At 45.6% G+C, this 20,955-nt stretch carries 13 protein-coding genes; 3 read left to right on the top strand and 10 right to left on the bottom strand.

Annotation, left to right across the window (positions count from 1 at the left end; translation table 11 throughout):
* Positions 1 to 8: 8 nt before the first annotated feature.
* The 6 genes from parC to nudF all read right to left on the bottom strand — a co-directional run bounded on the left by parC (position 9) and on the right by nudF (position 6,872).
* Complete coding sequence (gene parC / locus L1D31_RS14100) at positions 9 to 2,279, bottom strand: DNA topoisomerase IV subunit A (RefSeq protein ID WP_239837731.1); 2,271 nt, start codon at positions 2,277 to 2,279, stop codon at positions 9 to 11.
* Between the two features lie 3 nt (positions 2,280 to 2,282).
* Positions 2,283 to 4,163, bottom strand: coding sequence for a DNA topoisomerase IV subunit B (parE, locus tag L1D31_RS14105; RefSeq protein ID WP_239837732.1), 1,881 nt, complete (start codon positions 4,161 to 4,163; stop codon positions 2,283 to 2,285).
* Positions 4,164 to 4,376: 213 nt separating this feature from the next.
* On the bottom strand, positions 4,377 to 4,958 hold the full coding sequence (yqiA, locus tag L1D31_RS14110; protein WP_239837733.1) for an esterase YqiA: 582 nt from the start codon (positions 4,956 to 4,958) through the stop codon (positions 4,377 to 4,379).
* 28 nt (positions 4,959 to 4,986) lie between these two features.
* Complete coding sequence (gene cpdA / locus L1D31_RS14115; RefSeq protein ID WP_239837734.1) at positions 4,987 to 5,805, bottom strand: 3',5'-cyclic-AMP phosphodiesterase; 819 nt, start codon at positions 5,803 to 5,805, stop codon at positions 4,987 to 4,989.
* 9 nt (positions 5,806 to 5,814) lie between these two features.
* Entirely contained in the window at positions 5,815 to 6,255 is a 441-nt protein-coding gene (locus L1D31_RS14120; protein ID WP_239837735.1) for a DUF1249 family protein, read from the bottom strand.
* The gene (gene nudF, locus L1D31_RS14125; RefSeq protein WP_239837736.1) at positions 6,243 to 6,872 is read right to left on the bottom strand and encodes an ADP-ribose diphosphatase; all 630 of its coding nucleotides are present in this window, start codon (positions 6,870 to 6,872) and stop codon (positions 6,243 to 6,245) included. The genes L1D31_RS14120 and nudF overlap by 13 nt, the downstream gene beginning before the upstream one ends.
* Positions 6,873 to 7,105: 233 nt before the next feature.
* On the opposite strand from nudF, the gene tolC reads away from it, so the two are divergent.
* The gene (gene tolC, locus L1D31_RS14130) at positions 7,106 to 8,431 is read left to right on the top strand and encodes an outer membrane channel protein TolC (protein WP_239837737.1); all 1,326 of its coding nucleotides are present in this window, start codon (positions 7,106 to 7,108) and stop codon (positions 8,429 to 8,431) included.
* Between the two features lie 128 nt (positions 8,432 to 8,559).
* On the opposite strand, the gene L1D31_RS14135 is transcribed toward tolC, so the two are convergent.
* From L1D31_RS14135 to L1D31_RS14150, 4 genes are all read right to left on the bottom strand, one after another.
* Positions 8,560 to 9,006 (bottom strand): hypothetical protein, encoded by a 447-nt coding sequence (locus tag L1D31_RS14135; protein ID WP_239837738.1) that lies wholly within the window; start codon positions 9,004 to 9,006, stop codon positions 8,560 to 8,562.
* 5 nt (positions 9,007 to 9,011) lie between these two features.
* A complete protein-coding gene (arcB, locus tag L1D31_RS14140; protein ID WP_239837739.1) occupies positions 9,012 to 11,351 on the bottom strand; it encodes an aerobic respiration two-component sensor histidine kinase ArcB in 2,340 nt (779 codons plus the stop codon).
* An 81-nt stretch (positions 11,352 to 11,432) separates the two neighbouring features.
* Positions 11,433 to 13,181 (bottom strand): diguanylate cyclase, encoded by a 1,749-nt coding sequence (locus L1D31_RS14145; RefSeq protein ID WP_239837740.1) that lies wholly within the window; start codon positions 13,179 to 13,181, stop codon positions 11,433 to 11,435.
* A gap of 50 nt (positions 13,182 to 13,231) precedes the next feature.
* Positions 13,232 to 14,191, bottom strand: coding sequence for a TIGR01212 family radical SAM protein (locus L1D31_RS14150; protein WP_239837741.1), 960 nt, complete (start codon positions 14,189 to 14,191; stop codon positions 13,232 to 13,234).
* 534 nt (positions 14,192 to 14,725) lie between these two features.
* On the opposite strand from L1D31_RS14150, the gene gltB reads away from it, so the two are divergent.
* Together gltB and L1D31_RS14160 are read left to right on the top strand one after the other, a co-directional pair.
* Positions 14,726 to 19,276 (top strand): glutamate synthase large subunit, encoded by a 4,551-nt coding sequence (gltB, locus tag L1D31_RS14155; RefSeq protein WP_239837742.1) that lies wholly within the window; start codon positions 14,726 to 14,728, stop codon positions 19,274 to 19,276.
* Positions 19,276 to 20,745 (top strand): glutamate synthase subunit beta, encoded by a 1,470-nt coding sequence (locus L1D31_RS14160; protein WP_239837743.1) that lies wholly within the window; start codon positions 19,276 to 19,278, stop codon positions 20,743 to 20,745. Before gltB ends, L1D31_RS14160 begins: the two co-directional genes overlap by 1 nt.
* Positions 20,746 to 20,955 lie beyond the last annotated feature (210 nt).

Here is a 20,955-nt window from a genome sequence, read left to right on the forward strand (position 1 = left end):
ATTTTACTTTATTCGCTGTCTTCTTCTGTGGTAGAAGTTTCAACTTCAATACGGGTTACCCGCTGTAAACCTCTCGGTAGCAAACTACCTCGACGACCACGCTCACCACGGAAATTATCCAGGTCGCTTGGCTTCAAGCCAAGTTTACGTTTACCGGCATAAAGCGTCACCGATGCCCCTTGAGGTAACGACATCAGATGAGAAACCACTTCTTCCCGCTCTTTGGCTTTGGCCGCTGGAATATTAATGATCTTGTTACCCTTACCTTTGCCTAACTGAGGTAAATCCTTGATAGGGAATAACAACATTCGCCCTTGATTGGTAATAGCCAAAATCTCATCTTGGTCCAGGCTACGGATCGCATCCGGGCTCAAGACCTCAGCATTTTGAGGCAACGTGACTAGTGCTTTACCACTGCGGTTTTTCGACAGTAAATCACTTCCTTTACACACAAAGCCATAACCGGCATCAGAACCGACCAACCATAACTGGTCTTCTTCCCCCATCACCACATGGCGAATGTTAGTCCCTGCATTAATGTTCAGACGTCCCGTGATAGGCTCACCTTGGCTTCTCGCTGAAGGCAATGAGTGTGACTCTAACGAGTAGCTTCGACCATCACTGCCTAAGAAGACGGCTTGCTGATTACTCTTACCGCGAGCATGGGCTAAGTACTTATCACCCGACTTGTAATTCAGTCCTTCAGCATCAACATCATGACCTTTCGCGTGGCGGATCCACCCTTTGTCTGAAAGCACAACGGTAATAGGTTCGCTCGGTACAAGATCGCGCTCAGTCAAGGCTTTGGCTTCCGCACGCTCAACAAGAGGAGAGCGGCGATCATCACCGTATTTTTCCGCATCCGCTTTGATTTCTTTCTTTAATAGCGTATTCAGACGACGCTCAGAGCCTAGAAGCTGCTCAAGCTTTTCGCGTTCTTTTTCTAGCTCTTCCTGCTCACCACGGATCTTCATCTCTTCCAGCTTGGCAAGGTGACGAAGTTTGGTATCAAGAATCGCATCCGCCTGAATATCCGTAATACCGAAGCGTGCCATCAGCACTGCTTTGGGATCATCTTCCGTACGGATGATCTCTATCACTTCATCCAAATTAAGGTAAGCAACCAACAAACCTTCTAAAATGTGCAAACGTGCAAGGACCTTGTCCAAGCGATGCTGCAAACGGCGGCGAACGGTCGCACGGCGGAACTCAATCCACTCTGATAAGATCTGAACCAGGCCTTTCACCTGAGGACGATTATCCAAGCCAATCATGTTGAGATTAACGCGGAAGTTTTTTTCAAGATCCGTCGACGCAAACAGGTGGTTCATCAACTGATCACAATCGATACGATTTGAGCGAGGAACCACAACAATACGCGTCGGGTTTTCGTGATCCGATTCGTCACGTAGGTCATCGACCATTGGCAGTTTCTTGGCTCGCATCTGGCTAGCAATTTGCTCAAGTAACTTGGCACCTGATACCTGATGTGGCAGAGCCGTGATAACAATATCACTGCCTTCTTTATGCCATACTGCGCGCATTTTGATACTGCCGCGACCAGTGCGGTAGATTTTTTCCAGCTCAGCTTTTGGCGAGATAATCTCAGCTTCCGTTGGGTAATCCGGCCCCTGAACAAAGTTCATCACATCTGACAGTTCGGACTTAGGATGATCGATCAGATGGATAGTGGCATCAGCAATTTCACGCACATTATGTGGCGGAATATCGGTCGCCATCCCTACTGCGATACCCGTAACGCCATTGAGTAGAATATGTGGCAGTCGCGCTGGCAGCATTTGCGGCTCTTTCATCGTACCGTCAAAGTTCGGCTGCCATTCAACGGTTCCTTGTCCAAGTTCACCAAGCAGAACTTCTGCAAACTTGGACAATTTCGCTTCGGTATAACGCATCGCAGCGAATGATTTAGGATCATCCGGCGCCCCCCAGTTACCTTGACCGTCAACCAATGGGTAACGATAAGAAAACGGCTGAGCCATTAACACCATAGCTTCGTAACACGCGGAGTCGCCATGTGGGTGGTATTTACCCAACACATCGCCAACCGTGCGCGCGGATTTTTTGTATTTTGCTGCTGCCGAGAGCCCCAGCTCTGACATCGCATAAATGATTCGTCGCTGAACCGGCTTTAAGCCATCACCAATGTATGGCAAGGCGCGGTCCATGATGACGTACATCGAGTAATTGAGATAAGCGTCTTCAGTGAACTTGCGCATTGGCAACTGTTCAACGCCATCGTATGTAATTTCCGTAGACATTCGTTAAACCTCTGCCAAATCCCCGTTGTTTTGTAGCCAAGAACGGCGATCATCAGCACGTTTCTTACCAAGTAGCATATCCATCATTTCCATGGTTGCCTGAGAGTCATCAATCGTGAGCTGAACCAAGCGGCGAGTATTCGGATCCATAGTCGTTTCACGTAGCTGAAGTGGATTCATTTCACCCAAGCCTTTGAATCGCTGAACGTTGATCTTGGCTTTCTTCTTCGATAAGCGCTCTAGAACGCCCTCTTTCTCATCGTCATCAAGCGCATAAAAAACTTCTTTTCCGCAATCGATTCGATACAGAGGCGGCATAGCCACATAGATATGACCCGCTTCTACCAGAGCTCTGAAGTGGCGGGTAAATAATGCACAGAGCAATGTTGCAATATGTAGTCCATCGGAGTCGGCATCGGCCAAGATACAGATCTTGCCGTAACGTAAGCTTTCAAGGTTATCACTGTCTGGGTCAATACCCAGCGCAACCGAAATATCATGGACTTCTTGAGAGGCTAATACTTGGTCAGCAGACACTTCCCAAGTATTAAGAATTTTACCGCGAAGCGGCATGACAGCCTGAAACTCTCGATCGCGAGCCTGCTTTGCAGAACCACCAGCCGAGTCACCCTCGACAAAGAAGATTTCGGTACGGTTGAGATCTTGTACTGAACAGTCCGTTAATTTACCCGGCAAGGCTGGCCCTGAAGCTACTTTTTTACGTACCACTTTTTTACTTGCACGCATTCGGCGATGTGCATTGGCAATACAAACTTCTGCCAGCTGTTCAGCCAGTTGCGGCTTCTCATTCAGCCATAAGCTAAACGCATCCTTTACCACGCCAGAAACAAAGGCAGCGGTTTGACGCGAAGACAGACGTTCTTTGGTTTGACCGGCAAATTGAGGGTCTTGCATCTTAACCGACAATACGTAGGAACAGCGGTCAAAGACATCGTCCCCCGTGAGCTTAACACCACGAGGAAGCAGATTACGGAACTCACAAAACTCTCGCATCGCATCAAGCAAGCCTTGGCGCAATCCATTTACGTGGGTGCCGCCTTGAGCTGTCGGGATCAGGTTTACGTAACTTTCGGTGATCATATCACCACCTTCCGGCTGCCAAATCACCGCCCAATTAGCCGCCTCGGTCTCCGCAGAGAACTCTCCAGTAAACGGCTCTTCAGGCAAGACGGTATAACCTTTCACACCTTCTGCTAGATAGTCTTTCAGCCCATCTTCGTATAGCCATTTGTGTTCGTTACCGTTCACTTTATCAGAAAAAGTGATTTCTAATCCTGGGCAAAGTACCGCTTTAGCTCGTAAGTTATTCACCAAACGAGTGACGGAGAAATTGGCAGAATCAAAATATTTAGCATCAGGCCAGAAGTGAACACTGGTACCTTTGTTACGACGTCCACAAGTGCCAGTGACCGTTAAGTCAGACACTTTATCGCCGTGCTCAAATGCAATTTCATACACTTGTCCTTCACGACGTACCGTTATTTCCACACGTTTTGATAAGGCATTTACAACCGAAATACCTACACCGTGAAGACCACCAGAGAATTGATAGTTTTTATTGGAAAACTTACCACCCGCGTGGAGTTTACACAGAATAAGTTCAACGCCGGAGACTTTCTCTTCCGGGTGAATATCAACAGGCATGCCTCGGCCATCATCGATCACTTCGAGTGATTGATCGGCATGCAGAATTACTTGAACTTTTGAAGCGTGTCCGGCTAGCGCTTCATCGACACTGTTGTCGATGACTTCTTGTCCCAAGTGGTTAGGGCGCGCTGTATCCGTATACATCCCTGGTCGGCGACGTACTGGCTCCAAACCATTAAGAACCTCAATGGCCCCAGCATTATATTGTTCAGTCATAATACGGAATATCGTTATAGAAAATAAATGGGTTACTGAGCAGGTAAGCTTTTGTTCTTTTTATTAATTAGTCTAAAAAGTAGCAAAAACGACCAAACTCTCGTCGTTTCACATCCAGCTCAGTACAAGGGAAACATAGTCTGGAAGAGAGGGAATGATGTCAAGTGAGATAACTAAGTAACCACTAAAATTATGACTTTTCCCTCAATGAGCCTATAGCTGGAGAAACTCAATGATATGCTTAGGGTAGCGTTCAAAGTCGACAAAACTATGATCTCCTCCCTGTTCAACGGTTTGTTTAGCTCCGCTAAACTTTTCAACCGCCTGACGATAATCCAACACCTCGTCTTCTGTTTGTTGTAAAAGCCAGAAATCTTCCGGTTGTTTGATGACCGGCGTATCCAACACTTTTAATTCATCAATATGGGTGTCTTTTAAAACATAGCGTTGCTGTGTGTAGGGGTTTTCCTGCTCGCCTAAATAGTCAGAAAGTAACTCATAAGGTTTCACCGCTGGATTAACTACTACTGCTCTAAAACCAAATTGAGCATTGAGCCACATGGACATATACCCACCCAGCGAACTGCCCACCAAGCCAATTTGATAATCGTTAAGATGCGTTTCAATAATGTCCAGTAAACATTCTGCAGCTTGCTTGGGAAAACAAGGTAATTGAGGAACAACAACCTTAATATCAGGACGATATTGCTGGCAATACTCCTTCATAACATTAGCTTTATGAGACAAAGGAGAACTGTTAAAACCATGAATATAAAGCAGTAATGAAGGTTGCATAATGGTCCTTAATCAGGTGAGTTCAAGGTTAATAACCCGTTGAGTTAAAGTCAGGTTGGAACCTACCTGCGGGTAGACGTTTCACTTCGGTAGTCACATTTCCATCATCGTGGAGCAATAATTCACGCCACCCCGGAGACTGGTTATCCAAAGCAAAGTCATCTGAGTTGGGTTTAAATTGTACACAGGTTGAAGGCGTGGCCATAACCCGCACTTCATTTCTCATCACATTCATGTCTTGGTGCACATGGCCACACAGGACTGCTTTGACATTATTATGCTGATCGACCAATTGCCAAAAATCCTCTGAATCTTTCAAAGAATGTTGGTCTAACCAAGCACTGCCCACAAGCATGGGATGGTGATGCAATAGGATCAAAGCGTGACGTTCTGGATACTGAACTAATTTTTCTTCCAGCAGTGCAAATTGCTTATCGCTCAAACGACCATGAGGCACTCCCACGACTTGAGAGTCAAGCATAATCATCTGCCATGTTTCACCAAGCAGTACATGCTCAATTTGCTGAATCTGTGGAGAAGGAATCACCGAGGTCATGCTCGGTTTAAAATCATGATTGCCAGGAAGCCAAAAACAGGTTTTCTTGAGCGGTACAATACCTTGCTCAAAACGATGATATGACGCTTCGCTATGATCCTGTGAAATATCCCCTGTCGCCAAAACAGCGTCATAGGCAGGATTTTCTTCGACAATAGCTTCAACGACAGCCTTAAAACTGTCACCTGTATTCACACTCAATAGGCTTCCATCTGCTGCTTCAAACAGATGAGTATCTGTAATTTGAAGCAGCCTGATGCGACCATCTGATGAGCTCGACGTTACTTTCAAAACTAAAACCTAAATATTGAGCGGCGTCCGGCTAATACCATGCCTTAAACAAAAAGATAACCAATCACCCAAAAAACGGTTCAGTTGCACTTTTTCATCTTGCTGAACCATTTTGTCATTGGGGTATTCGTATCGAGCATTCACTCGTTTTAAATGCTCACACTCACACACCTCTGCTACGCGAGCATCGTGATAGAGCCTGACAGACATTTTTGGCAATGGAAACACCGGGATATCATCACTTTGACAAATATCGACCAAAGTTGTGTACTTTGTGACTTCGACCACTTGAATTTGATATGTCATGTTAGCAGCCTGATAGCAGCGCACATTACCAACCTTTGCTCTACTTGGAAGCAAAGCATTTAATTTGGCGTAATTGGTTTCATAAGTCCGCATCAATTCTGATAAATCAACGTGATACGGCTTTTTTACTGCTACTTGTGCCATTGTTCTCTTAGCGTTTGGTAATTCAGCTGCAACCATTGCAGTGCAATAATCGAAGCGCCATTTTCAAATTTTCCGTTTGTGACCCATTGATAGGCGGTCTCACGACTGACCACATGAACTCGAATATCCTCACCTTCATAGTCTAAACCATGAACGCCTTGAGCGGTGGATGCATCCACTTTCCCAACGTAAACATCCAGTTTCTCGGAGCAACCACCAGAAGAAGGGTAATAAGACGTCACCTTGGTTACATCGTCAACGGAGATCCCCGCTTCCTCAACCGCTTCGCGACGCACAACCTGCTCTGAAGATTCATTGGTATCAATCACCCCCGCCACAATTTCAAATTGCCAAGGGTGATCATGTTCCAGCGCACCGACACGAATCTGTTCAATCAATACAACCTGATCCGTTACTGGATCATAAGGCAGTAATGCCGCAGCGTGCCCTCGCTCGAACATTTCACGCTCAATAACCTCACTCCAGCCACCTTCAAACAACTTATGTCGAAAGCGATACTTAATCATCCTAAAGAAGCCCTTAAATAGTGTCTCTTTTGAGATGATTTCTACATCTTGTGGAGTAAATTCACTTTGTTGACTATCAGATAGTTGCATTTGGCACCTCAGTGAGTGAATCTTATAGTTTACTCAGACAGAAGCTTAACTTCCAAGGACATGGCTCAACTTTTTATACAATTTTTATATTCTGAGTTAAATCTGAGAATCAAGTATATTGCACAGGTGGATAGTTAAGTGTAAAAATTTGCAAAGTTTTGCGTGAATTAGCATCAGTATGAGTTAAACTCTCGCTCAGTCACCTTTTTCATATTTTGGCAGGAATAGGACCTATGAAAAAACTGCTTCCACTATTTATCAGTGCAGCACTTGGCAGCTTAAGCACCAACGTTTTTGCTGACACACTGACGGAAATTTACAATCAAGCAAAAGAAAACGACCCAACATTACTTAGCGCAGCTGCTACCCGCGACTCTGCATTTGAAGCGGTGACTTCTAGCCGTGCCACTTTACTCCCTCAAGTTGATCTGACAGCAAGCTACGACTTTGATCGCGGTGAGTACAATGACGCAGACAATGACAAGGATACTTGGACAGCTAAACTAGGTTTTACTCAAGAATTGTATAAACGTTCTAGCTGGCTCACTCTAGATACAGCGGAGAAGACGGCACGCCAGGCCGATGCAACCTATGCGGCTGCCCAGCAAGATCTCATTCTTCGCGTTGCTACCGCCTATTTTGAAGTATTAAGAGCACAAGATAACCTGGCTTTTGTCCAAGCAGAGAAAGCGGCTGTGGGCCGTCAACTAGAACAAACCAAACAGCGTTTTGAAGTAGGACTTTCTGCGATTACAGACGTCCATGATGCACAAGCACAGTACGACACTGTTTTAGCAGATGAAGTGCTGGCCGAAAACAGTTTGATCAACAGCTACGAAGGTTTACGCGAAATCACGGGCATAGAGCATGATGATCTCAATGTATTAGACATTGACCGTTTCTCTGCGACCAAGACTCAATCGCCAGTAGACTCTCTAGTTAAAGAGGCCCAAGAGAAGAACCTAAACTTACTTTCTTCACGCATCGCCCAAGACATCGCTAAAGATAATATTTCTCTGCAGAGCTCAGGCCACCTCCCTTCATTGACTTTAGATGGCGGCTATACATTAGCCGAGCAAAAGAACAGCACATCCAGTTCAGATGATTATGACTCGGACAATTTCAATGTCGGGCTAAATCTGTCTGTACCAATTTATAGCGGTGGCTCAACAACCTCTCTGACTAAGCAAGCAGAATTTGATTACGTAGCGGCAAGCCAAGATTTAGAAGCGACTTACCGCAGTGTGGTGAAAGACGTTCGTGCCTTTAATAACAACATCAGTGCTTCGATTGGTGCGCTACGCGCTTATGAACAGACCGTAGTTTCAGCTCGTTCAGCGTTAGAAGCCACTGAAGCGGGCTTTGATGTCGGTACACGTACCATTGTCGATGTTCTTGATTCAACTCGTAACTTGTACGATGCAAACAAGAACCTTTCTAACGCACGTTACGATTACATCCTAAGTGTGTTGCAGCTTCGTCAAGCAGTCGGTACGTTAAGCGAGCAAGATATCCTAGATATCAATGCTGGTCTGAAAGAAGCTCCAGCTAACAGCTAACAGCTAACAGCTAACAGCTAACAGCTAACAGCTAACAGCTAACAGCTAACAGCTAACAGCTAACACGGAAAAGTAAAAAGGTTGATGCTTTCGCATCAACCTTTTTTAGTTCTTGTCTATCTCAAAAACTAGTACACCGTATCTATTACAACATCTTTTTCTACGAGCCACTCGACCTTGTCACCATTCTTAAGCATTAAGGCGACATCGACTGGTTTTTCTGTCTCTACCGCGAATTGCCACACAAATGCCACTTCCCAACGGCTTTGATTGTGAGTACGTAAATCCAGTAAATCACCATCGATAATCCAACTTTCTTCACCTTGCTTAATAGAAATACTGTCCACTTCCAAAGTGGCAGGTAGTATTTTATCCGATTCTAGATAGAGCGCGCCATGGAGCGTTTGGTCCTGAACTTCTCCTAAGGTAGGCATTTTGTTTAGCCATAAATTACTTTTTAGTCGAACCGTAGCTCCTTCAATAGCAACCTGTTCATCCTGCTCCCAACCCACTGGAGTCGATGCACAGCCAGCTAGCAGCACAGCTCCCAACACCACTACTGCATATTTTTTCATTGTTATCACCTTTGAGCCAACCACTCTTTGAGAGTTTGAATATCATTCTGATATTCATTTTTTATTTCTTCAACCCAATCATCTATGTTTTCCCACCATGCTGGCAAATCAGGAGACTGAGCTTTTTGTGCGACTTTCTGAATATGTTTAAGACCAATAGAACCAGCCGCGCCTTTAATCTTATGAGCTTCAGAAACAATACCGTCTTGATGTTTCGCCGTCATATTAGAATTAAGAACTTCGACATACTCTGGCATCATATTTTCAAACATCTCGATACTATCCAGGACCGGTTGAGAGCCCACTATACCGACATAAGATTCCAGCATCTCCAAATCCAACACCCGGCTGTATAAGTCGTTACTTTCCGCCACAACTGGCTCTTCAATCGTCAGTGGCTGTTGATACTCTTCATCGGAGGTAAATTTCGCGATAACTTCCTGAACAGCCGTCACGGATAGAGGCTTGCTGATCGCATCGTCCATGCCCTTTTCCAAGTATTCATTTTTGTTCTTCAGTACATTAGCAGTAAGGGCGACCAATGGCGGCAAATCTTTATAGGTTTTACGATAAAAATCAGCAACATCAAAACCTGTCATATCTGGAAGTTGGATATCCAAGAACGCCAGATCATAAATTTCCGGATCAAACATCTCAATCGCATCCTGTCCGGTCATTGCCACACTAACCTCATGCCCCATACTCTCTAGAAGCGAACGCGCTACAGTAATATTGAGTTCAATGTCTTCGACCATAAAGATATTGAGCTCTTTACGCTCCGTTGGCTCACTTTCAAGTGGCTGCTCGTGTGCAGAAAGAGGAACACGTATGGTCACCGTAAAAGTACTGCCAAACCCTTCCTCACTACTGACGGTAATATCTCCATCCATCATCTTGATAAGTTGTTTAGATACCGCTAAACCAATGCCTGTGCCAACTGCGTGAAGGTTATCCTTACCGGATTTAACCTGGTAGTACATCGCAAAGATCTTCTCAAGATCAGATTCCGGAATACCAATACCACTATCTTCAATTTCCATGGTGATATTGGCAAGCTCACCATCGATTTCAGCATCGACGGTCATCACAACGCCCCCCTCTTTGGTGAACTTCATAGCATTACTGATCAGGTTCCACAGTACCTGTCGCAAACGGGTTGCATCGACTTCTATTGCTGTTGGAAGTTCGCTTAAACGCTCTAGATCAAAACGTAAACCTTTTTGGGAGGCCATGAGGGCAGAAATACTCTCCATTTCAGCCACAAATTCCTCAAAGTTCAGTGGAGATGGGAACAGCTCTAACTTGCGACGGTCAAACTTATCCATATCAATAATGTCGTTGAAAATATTACCTAGGGTAATCGCACTGACATTGATGGTCTGCATATGGTTTCGTTGCTCATCCGTTAATGGCGTATCAAGCAACATACGGCTCAAACCAACGATGCCGTTTAGTGGGGTACGTAGCTCATGACTGATGGTTGAAATGAAAGTCGTCTTATCTCGGCTGGCTTTCTTCAATGATTCCTCGTGACGTTTTCGCTCAGTAATGTCACGCCCGAAACCGACTAACCCAAGATGGCGGCCATCCTTGCTATAAAAAGGAACTTTGCGTAGCTCAAAGTAATTTTTACGGCCGTCTGGGTATTCCAGCCACTGCTCGTAAGTCAAGGCTTGGTTATCCGCAAACACCTTTTCGTCCGTATCAACAATCTGTTGAGCCACTTCTTTGCTGTAGACATCCCAAGGGGTGAGCCCCACCAGCTGATTTTCTTTTTTACCCGTTAGCTCTTCCATGGCACGGTTACAACCGGAAAATACCCCTTCAGCATTGCGGTAATAAATAAGATCCGGAGACGCATCAATAAATGAACGTAGAAGTGCGGTTCTTTCCGCCAATTCCAGTTGCGTACGCTCACGTTGGTAGACTTCGTTTTCGAGATCTTTCATCGCTTCTTCACGGGCTTCCTCAGCTTTTATCCGCTCTTCAATTTCCTGATTCAGCTTAGCAATATTCTGCTGTAACTTATGGTTCAGTTCTTGATCTCGAGAACGCATATCTTTGAGCTTAGATACGAGCTTTGATAAACGCTGGCGTGATTCCTCAAGTTGGTCGACGACCACAGATAAGAAATACACAGCCCAAGGCGTGATTAGCAGACCAAAAAACACCGAGCGAACAATATCAATGTCATCCACATGTCCGCTCAACACTAAGGTGATGCCAACCTGAACCACAACAGCCAAGGCAACCAGCGCTAAAGCGAGTAAAATAGAGAAACGCAAAATGCCAAGCTTGACCAGAAGATCGACATAATACTGAGCGAGATTCTTTATAGGTTTCATTGGGCGCTCCGTACGATAAGACTAGGTAAATACTACCTGTTTTCACTACCCACGGCTAAGAGAACCTAAAATCTGGAGAAGTTAATTTTCTGATGTGTGATGGACACAAGTTTGATTACGCCCGTTTGCTTTCGCCTGATACAGGGCACTGTCTGCCAACGCAATCAAGCTTTCTCTGTTATCCATAGGATTAGGGACAAGCGTGGCAACCCCAATACTTACGGTCAGACTCGAAGAGACTTCAGAGGCTTCATGTTCTAGCCCCAGCCGTTTCACCTCTTGGTGGATTTTTTCAGCAATCTGCCACGCTCCGTCAACGGTTGTGTTAGGCAAAATGAATCCAAACTCTTCCCCGCCATATCGAGCCACACAATCACTATTTCGAGATAGCACTGATTTAAACACCTCAGCCACTCGAATCAGAGCGTCATCACCAGCTTGGTGACCGTAATAATCATTGAAGCCTTTGAAATAATCGATATCACACAGGAGAACGCTCAGCGGCTGACGCTCTCGAATATGTAAAGGCCATAAAATAGCGAGTTGCTCATCAAATCGACGTCGATTGGAAATTTGCGTCAAGCTGTCAAGAAAACTCAACCTCTCTAGCTCTTGATTGGCCTCTTCCAGTTTTTGTGCCGCAAGATAACGATCCGAGACATCTCTCGCCATGATCAATACACCATTAGTGCCAGAAGCGGGATCACGAAACGGCGATTTCACGACATCATACCAAGTAAACTCCCCATTACTATTGATCGCTTTATCGATGTAACGTAATGATTTCCCTTCATATAAAACCTTCTTATCCGTTTCAGACAAACGGCTATAGACATCACCTGGGATGATATCTTGAAGCCGCTTACCAATGAGCTCATCCACCTCAGAAATACCGAGGGCGCGCACAAAAGGTAGGTTACAGGCTTGGTAAACCATGTTCTCGTTAAAGATACCGATAGCATCTGGGCTGGACTCAAGAATATTCTGTAAAATGGTATCGCGTTGCGCCAAAGCCACTTCAGTATCGCGACGTTTATCCATCTCATCACGAAGGCTTTGCTGCATATTATGCCAGTCCGTTACGTCATGGCTGATACCTATGCTGCCCATTTTTTCTCCCGTAGAGGAAAGCAAGATATTCTGATAGGTTTCGAGGAGGCAACTTCGCCCATCGCAGTCTGCAGTCCAGCGCCGTTTATTCGCTCGCCCTTTAACGACACCTTTAATATCAGCGCTGCCTTCCTGTTCACGTCCATCCCAAAAACGTTCAAATGCTCGATTAGTAAAAATCAACTCTCCTTGGTTATTCTTGATAAACACCAGTTCTGAAAGGTTATTTAACGCACTTTTGGCGATGGAAAGAGATTGAATCTCACGTGCCATTTCCTCGTGAGAAGCTTGGTGCGGTGATAAATAGAGTAACCAAGATGCACGTCCTCGATAGACAGTCTTACGCCCAGTCATCTCTACTTTAATACGCGTATTTCTCGAAACACTCCATTCAATGAGAAAGCTCTTAAATCCATTTCCTGCAAACTGGTTAATGGTCGATAGTAAGAATTCTCGTGAAACAGTATCAGGTAGAAGAAACGATTTCCCCATGCGTCGAATAGCAAGCAACTGCATGGCACTCTTATTGGATAGAAGCAACTTTCCTGACTGAGCCTCGACGAGAATCAAGGCTGTGGGGGTATCCTGAAACAGCAACTCGATATGCTTTTGCAATCGCGAATAGAGCACTGAGGATAAAATAACGAAGAGCAGGATGACGACAAGGCTAAAACCATGTCCACGGGAAACATCCCATAGCCAGTAAAGTACCTGCTCCATTCTAATACTCTATGTCCATCTGCAACCTAATACTAAGGTTACAAAAGATATCAGCTTATTGCTGATTTTTCTGTATTTATTAATGGTTTTATATATACAAACGGCTGATTAATTAACGAACCTTGTGCACCATCACGTTGAAGTGTCTGTTCAAGCTCTGTCATCGCTAGCCAACGATTCTCACACCACAAAGGTGCAAGCAAAGTAGGTCGACGGGCCGCAGACGACACTCGATGAAAGACAATCTCTGGAGGTGTCATCCGAATCATCGCACTTGCGGTTTCAACGTATTGTTCTAATGATGGCGCATCCAATCTGCCCGCTTTCCAAGCTTTAGCCATAGTACTCCCTTCAACAATATGCAGACTATGAAGCTTAATACCATCGGTCCCTACCTCTAGCACTTTACTCAGCGTGCTCAGATTGTCCTCATGAGTCTCCTTTGGTAGGCCAACGATCAGGTGAGTGCACACTTTAATGCCCATAGCCCGCACACGGTGAGTAATTTCAGCGTAACACTCGAAGTCATGACCACGATTAATACGTTTCAGAGTCTCATTATTAGCAGTTTGCAGGCCCAGCTCCAACCAAATTTCATAACCTTGTTGAGCATAACCAGACAAAAGCTCTAACACGGCATCTGGCACACAATCAGGCCTTGTCCCGACACAAAGCCCAACGATGTCAGCTGTTTTCAAGGCCTGCTCATACATATTTTTCAGCACTTGCACTTCTGCATAGGTGCTGGTGTAAGCTTGAAAATACGCTAAGTACTTCTTCGCTCTGCGAACTTCATTGGCACGATCATTCAGTTGCTCACCAATACTCTTAATCTGGCTTTTTTCATCAGCAAATGAAGCAACATTGCAGAATGTACATCCACCTCTGCCTATCGTGCCATCTCTATTTGGGCAACTGAAACCGCCATGCAGTGTCAGTTTATGGACCTTCTCTCCATATCGTCGCTGTAGATCTTGCCCAATCGTATTGACCATCTCATGTAGCTGCATATTTCTCTTACACACCAAATAGGAATAACTATCATTTCGATTTATGTAATTAAATTACAACAATGAAAAATTAACAGGTCAGAATTTAAAGATTTAAAACAGCTAAGCTTTATCTGAAATCAATAAAAATGCATAAAATTAAGCACAAAAAGCAATTGTTAAGCAAAAGTTAAACATAAATACAATAACAGGACCTGAAAAACTACTCGACTTCCTCGAATTTTGATTGCAATTAAGCTGGACAAAATTGTAGGATAATTTCAGATTTTAGTTTTATTTGTGTATTTAATTACACAATCATTTACTAAAACGTCGGTGTTTTCCAACTCCCACCTATATAAATCACTAAATAGTGATACAAAAAACATGGATTACACCAAGGATTGTTTTTCTCGCAATATTTTTCCTGCGAGATACGGAATGGAATCAAAGTCGCCAACTTCGGAAGACTTCGAATCATAAAAAATAAAGGACTGGACGCAAAACTGGTTTCGACTAGCTCATTTGCGCCTATTGAACTGGAAGGATGTATCTATGGTAGATAGAGAGCAAAATTCGCAAGGTCTGTATACTCCTGAGCTGGAGCATGACGCTTGTGGTATCGGTTTTGTTGCTCACCTTAAAAACCGTAAATCTCATGAAGTAGTGACTCAAGCATTGGATATGCTGGCTCGCATGGAACACCGTGGTGGTCAAGGTTGTGACCCATGCAGCGGTGACGGTGCGGGTATCTTGCTACAAAAACCTCATGAATTCCTATTAGAAGAAGCCGTTAAGTTAGGCATTAAATTGCCTTCGTTTGAAAAGTATGGTGTTGGTGTCGTTCTTTTCCCGAAAGACGAATACAAACGCGAGCAATGCCGTGACATTCTAGAACGTAACGCACAACGTCTAGATCTTGAAGTTATCGGCTACCGTGTTCTGCCAACCGATAACTCAATGATCGGTGCAGACCCACTAAGCACAGAACCTCAGTTTGAGCATGTGTTTATCTCTGGTGGCCCTGGCATCACACCTGAAGAGCTAGAACGCAAACTGTACGTACTTCGTAACTACACTGTACGTGTTTGCCTAGAAAGCATTTCGAACATTGGTGACGACTTCTACATTAACTCCATGTCTTACAAGACATTAGTGTACAAAGGTCAGTTAACGACCGAGCAAGTACCTCAGTACTTCCTTGATCTGCAAAACCCGACCATGGTGACTGCACTGGCACTGGTACACTCTCGTTTCTCTACCAATACCTTCCCGAAATGGCGTCTTGCACAGCCTTTCCGTTACATTGCCCACAACGGTGAAATCAATACAGTTCGCGGTAACTTGAACTGGATGAAAGCCCGTGAAGCAATTCTAGAATCAGACCTGTTTACTCAGGCTGAAATCGACATGCTTCTTCCAATCTGTCAGGAAGGCAGCTCGGATTCATCTAACTTCGATATGGCACTTGAGCTCCTAGTTCTTTCTGGTCGCAGCCTGCCACACGCATTGATGATGATGATCCCGGAAGCATGGCAAGAAAACAAAAACATGGATCCTAAGCGTCGCGCGTTCTATCAGTACCACGCGAACATCATGGAACCATGGGATGGTCCTGCTTCAGTATGTTTTACTGATGGTGTTCAAGTTGGTGCGACACTAGACCGTAACGGTCTGCGCCCTTCTCGCTACACAGTGACCAAGGATAACTTCCTAGTGATGGCATCAGAGTCTGGTGTTGTGGATATTGAACCAGAGAACGTTGAGTTCCGTGGTCGTCTACAACCAGGTCGTATCTTTGTTGCAGACCTGGAGCAAGGTCGCATCATCTCTGATGAAGAAGTGAAAGACACCATCGCAACGGCGCAGCCTTACGAGAAGTGGGTAGAAGAAAACCTACTGAGCTTGAAGAAGCTGCCAGACGCGAGCAACCAGTTCAGCCAACCTTCTCCAGAACGTTTGCTACACCGCCAACAAGCTTTCGGTGTGAGCACTGAAGAAGTGAACGAAATCATCGTTCCAATGGCGAATGATGCGAAAGAGCCATTATCAGCAATGGGTGCCGACTGGCCTCTTGCGGTTCTATCTCATCAATCTCAGCATCTTTCAAACTACTTCAAGCAGCTGTTTGCACAGGTAACTAACCCACCGATCGACCCGATCCGTGAGCGTATGGTTATGTCGCTGAACACTTACTTGGGTAAAGACCAAAACCTTCTGACTGAAACACCACTTCACTGTCAGAAAGTAGAATTAGAATCACCTGTTCTGGCGAACTCAGAGCTTGAAAAACTGCGTGCGATCGATAACGAGCACCTACAAGCGAAGACGCTGGATATCGTGTTCCAAGCCAATGAAGATCAAGGCAAGCTTGAGCGAGCACTAAAACGTATCTGCCAATACGCAGAAGACGCGGTTATCGATGGTTACTCAATCATCCTACTAACTGACCGTGCAGTGAACTCAAACCACGCGGCGATCCCAGCAATGCTGGCGGTTGGTGCAGTACACCACCATTTGATCCGTAAAGGTCTGCGTGCGAAGTGTGACATCGTGGTTGAAACCGGTGACGCACGTGAAACGCACCACTTTGCAACGCTACTTGGTTACGGTGCGAATGCAGTTAACCCATACCTAGTGATTGAAACCATCATTGAGCTTCAACGTACTAAGAAGTTGGATCCAGAAGCGAACCCTCGCGATCTGTTCAACAACTATCGTAAAGCGATCAATGGCGGTCTTCTGAAGATCTTCTCGAAGATGGGTATCTCTACGCTACAGTCATACCACGGCGCGCAAATCTTCGAAGCCTTGGGCATCCACAAATCAGTGGTCGACAAATACTTCACAGGTACAGTTTCTCGTATCCAAGGTCTAACCCTTGATGATATCGCCAAAGAAGTGCTGATCCGTCACCGCATCGGTTACCCACAACGCGAAATTCCAATTCAAATGCTGGATGTTGGTGGTGTTTACCAATGGAAACAGCGTGGTGAGAAGCACCTATTCAACCCAGAAACCATTTCTCTACTGCAAGAGTCTACACGCAACAAGAACTACGATCAGTTCAAGCAGTACGCGACAGCAGTAGATAAACAAGGTGACAACGCGGTAACTCTGCGTAGCCAACTTGAGTTTATTAAGAATCCAGCAGGTTCTATTTCTATCGACGAAGTCGAGCCAATTGAAAGCATCGTGAAACGCTTCGCGACGGGTGCAATGTCATTCGGTTCTATTTCTTACGAAGCACACTCCACACTAGCTGTTGCGATGAACCGTCTTGGCGCGAAATCGAACTCTGGTGAAGGTGGTGAAGACCCAATGCGTTTCGATCGCAAAGAGAACGGAGATTGGGAACGCTCTGCAATCAAACAGGTGGCTTCAGGTCGTTTCGGCGTAACCTCTTACTACCTAACTAACGCTGAAGAGCTGCAAATCAAAATGGCTCAAGGTGCGAAGCCAGGTGAAGGTGGTCAGCTACCAGGCGATAAAGTAGATGACTGGATCGGTGCAACGCGTCACTCGACTCCGGGCGTCGGCCTTATCTCGCCACCACCACACCACGATATCTATTCAATCGAAGATTTGGCTCAGCTTATCTACGACTTGAAGAACGCGAACCGCGCGGGCCGTGTAAACGTGAAGCTGGTATCGGAAGCAGGCGTAGGTACGATCGCTTCTGGTGTAGCGAAAGCGAAAGCGGACGTTGTACTAATCGCAGGTTTTGACGGCGGTACTGGTGCATCACCAATGTCTTCAATCCGTCATACCGGTCTTCCTTGGGAACTTGGTTTGGCAGAAACGCACCAAACGCTACTGAAGAACGGTCTACGTAACCGTATCGTGGTTCAGGCGGATGGTCAGATGAAGACACCTCGCGACCTTGCAGTGGCAACACTACTTGGTGCAGAAGAATGGGGCGTGGCAACCGCAGCCTTGGTGGTTGAAGGTTGTATCATGATGCGTAAGTGTCATAAGAATACCTGTCCTGTCGGTATCGCGACTCAGAACAAGACGCTTCGCGAACGCTTTGATGGTCGCGTAGAAGACGTCGTCACCTTCTTCCAATACATGGCACAAGGTCTACGTGAAATCATGGCTGAACTTGGCTTCCGCACTATCGATGAGATGGTCGGTCAAGGTCAGAAACTGAAGATTCGCCAAGACGTTTCTCACTGGAAATACAAGAACCTAGATCTGTCTCCTGTTCTCCACGTTGAGCAACCACGTGAAGCTGATGGTGTATTCAACCAAGCAGAGCAGAACCACAACCTAGAAGAAGTACTAGACCGCAAGCTGATTCAAGCGGCGATTCCTGCACTCGAGAAAGGCGAAGCGGTGAATGCTGAGTTCCCTATCGTCAACACGGACCGCTCTGCAGGTACCATGTTGTCGAACGAAATCTCGAAAGTGTACAAGGATGCAGGTCTACCTCAGCCAATGAACGTGAAGTTCAAAGGTTCTGCGGGTCAGTCATTCGGTGCATTCCTAGCTAAGGGCGTGAAGTTCGAAGTGGAAGGCGACGCGAACGACTACTGGGGTAAAGGCTTATCTGGCGGTACGTTAGTACTTTACCCAGATGCGAAATCAAGCATTGTCGCGGAAGACAACATCGTGGTTGGTAACGTGTGTTTCTACGGTGCAACTTCGGGTGAGTCTTTCATTCGCGGTATGGCTGGCGAACGTTTCTGTGTTCGTAACTCAGGCGCAAAAGTAGTAGTAGAAGGCGTCGGTGACCACGGTTGTGAATACATGACAGGCGGTGCAGCCATCATCCTTGGTTCAACAGGTCGTAACTTTGCTGCTGGTATGAGTGGCGGCGTGGCATACGTATGGGATAAATCAGGCGACTTTGAGTCAAAACTGAACCCAGAGCTAGTTGACCTAGATCCAATCGAGCAAGAAGACAGAGATCTATTACTCGACATGCTAACTAAGCATGTTCATTTCACTGGAAGTGAAGTCGCTCAGTCTTTCCTAGACAATTTTGAAGCTAGCCTAGCCTCTATGGTTAAGGTAATGCCGCGTGACTACAAAGCGGTTCTTCAAAAACGCAAAGCTGAAGCACAGTCTCAAGGAAACGAAACTCAAGTGGAGGCCGTATAATGGGTAAGCCTACTGGATTTTTAGAGCATGGTCGTGAACTACCACAGAAGATCGACCCAGCTGAACGCATCAAGAACAACAAAGAGTTCGTTCTGAACGAGGAGTTTGGTGACAAGATCAATACTCAGGCTTCTCGCTGTATGGATTGTGGTGTGCCGTTTTGTCATAACGGCTGCCCTATCGGTAACATCATCCCAGAGTTTAACGACGCGGTTTATCGTGATAGCTGGGAAGAAGCATGGAACATTCTGAGCTCAACCAATAACTTCCCAGAGTTTACTGGTCGTGTTTGCCCTGCTCCGTGTGAAAGTGCTTGTGTACTTGGTATCAACCAAGATCCAATCACCATCTGTAATATCGAGAAAACCATCGTAGAAACGGCGTATCGTGAAGGGTACGCCAAACCAAAAACACCACGTTCTCGCACAGGTAAAACCGTTGCGATCATCGGTTCGGGTCCTGCTGGCCTTGCGGCGGCTGAGCAGCTAAACAGCGCAGGTCATACTGTGACAGTCTTCGAGCGAGACGAGAAAGTAGGCGGTCTGCTACGTTTTGGTATTCCAGATTTCAAACTGGGTATGGACGTGATTGATCGTAAGATCAATCTGATGGCAGAAGCTGGCGTTGAGTTTAAAGTAAACCAACACGTGGGTGTTGATGTGAATGCTCAGCAACTGCGTCAAGAGTTCGATGTGGTTCTGCTAACTGGTGGCTCAACCGTTCCACGTGATTTGCCCGTTCCGGGTCGTGAACTAAAAGGCGTTCACTTCGCGATGGAATTCCTAGGTCAAAACAACCGTCGCGCCAATAATATGGACCTGAAAACGGAAGAAATTCACGTTGCGGGTAAACATGTTGTGGTTATCGGTGGTGGTGATACTGGTTCAGACTGTGTGGGTACATCAAACCGTCACGGCGCAGCAAGCATCACTCAGGTTGAAATCATGCCGATTCCACCTGAGAAACGCCCTGCTAATATGCCATGGCCACAGTACCCAATGATCTTGCGTACTTCGACGTCTCATGAAGAAGGCGTTGATCGTCACTGGAACATCCTAACCAAAGAGTTCATTGGCAATGACAAAGGTGAAGTCACTGGCCTTCGTCTAGCTGATATCGTTTGGCAAGATGCGAAGCCTGGCGAGCGTCCAAGCTTTAAAGAAGTAGAAGGCAGCGAGCGTGTTATCCCGTGTGATATGGCATTTCTAGCGATGGGCTTCCTACACCCAGAACCAACAGGCGTACTTGCTCAACTGGATATCGCGCTAGATGATCGTGGTAACGTAGCAACTCAAGATTTTGCTACCAACCAAGAAGGTGTATTTGCTGCTGGAGATATGCGAACAGGCCAATCTTTGGTGGTTCGTTGTATCAACGAAGGTCGCGAATGTGCCCGTGCTATCGATGATTACCTAATGGGTGGCACAAACCTAGAAGCAAAAGCGGATTCACTGATGCTGTCTGCGTAAACCAAATAATCCCCAGAACTAACCAATAATGAATGATTCTGGGTATTAAATAAATAGCTAATCAATCCTTCCAAACTTTCCATTCTGGCCAGCACAATGTGCTGGTCTTTTTTATTTAAGCCAGATTCAATTGTTAAAATAGTGTAACAATGAAAAATATATCTATATGATAAGAAAGAAGTTTTCAGATTATTAAGTGGTAAATAGAAC

This window comes from Vibrio sp. Isolate23, assembly GCF_022398095.1.
In the GTDB taxonomy this organism is placed as follows: Bacteria; Pseudomonadota; Gammaproteobacteria; order Enterobacterales; family Vibrionaceae; genus Vibrio; species Vibrio coralliilyticus_A.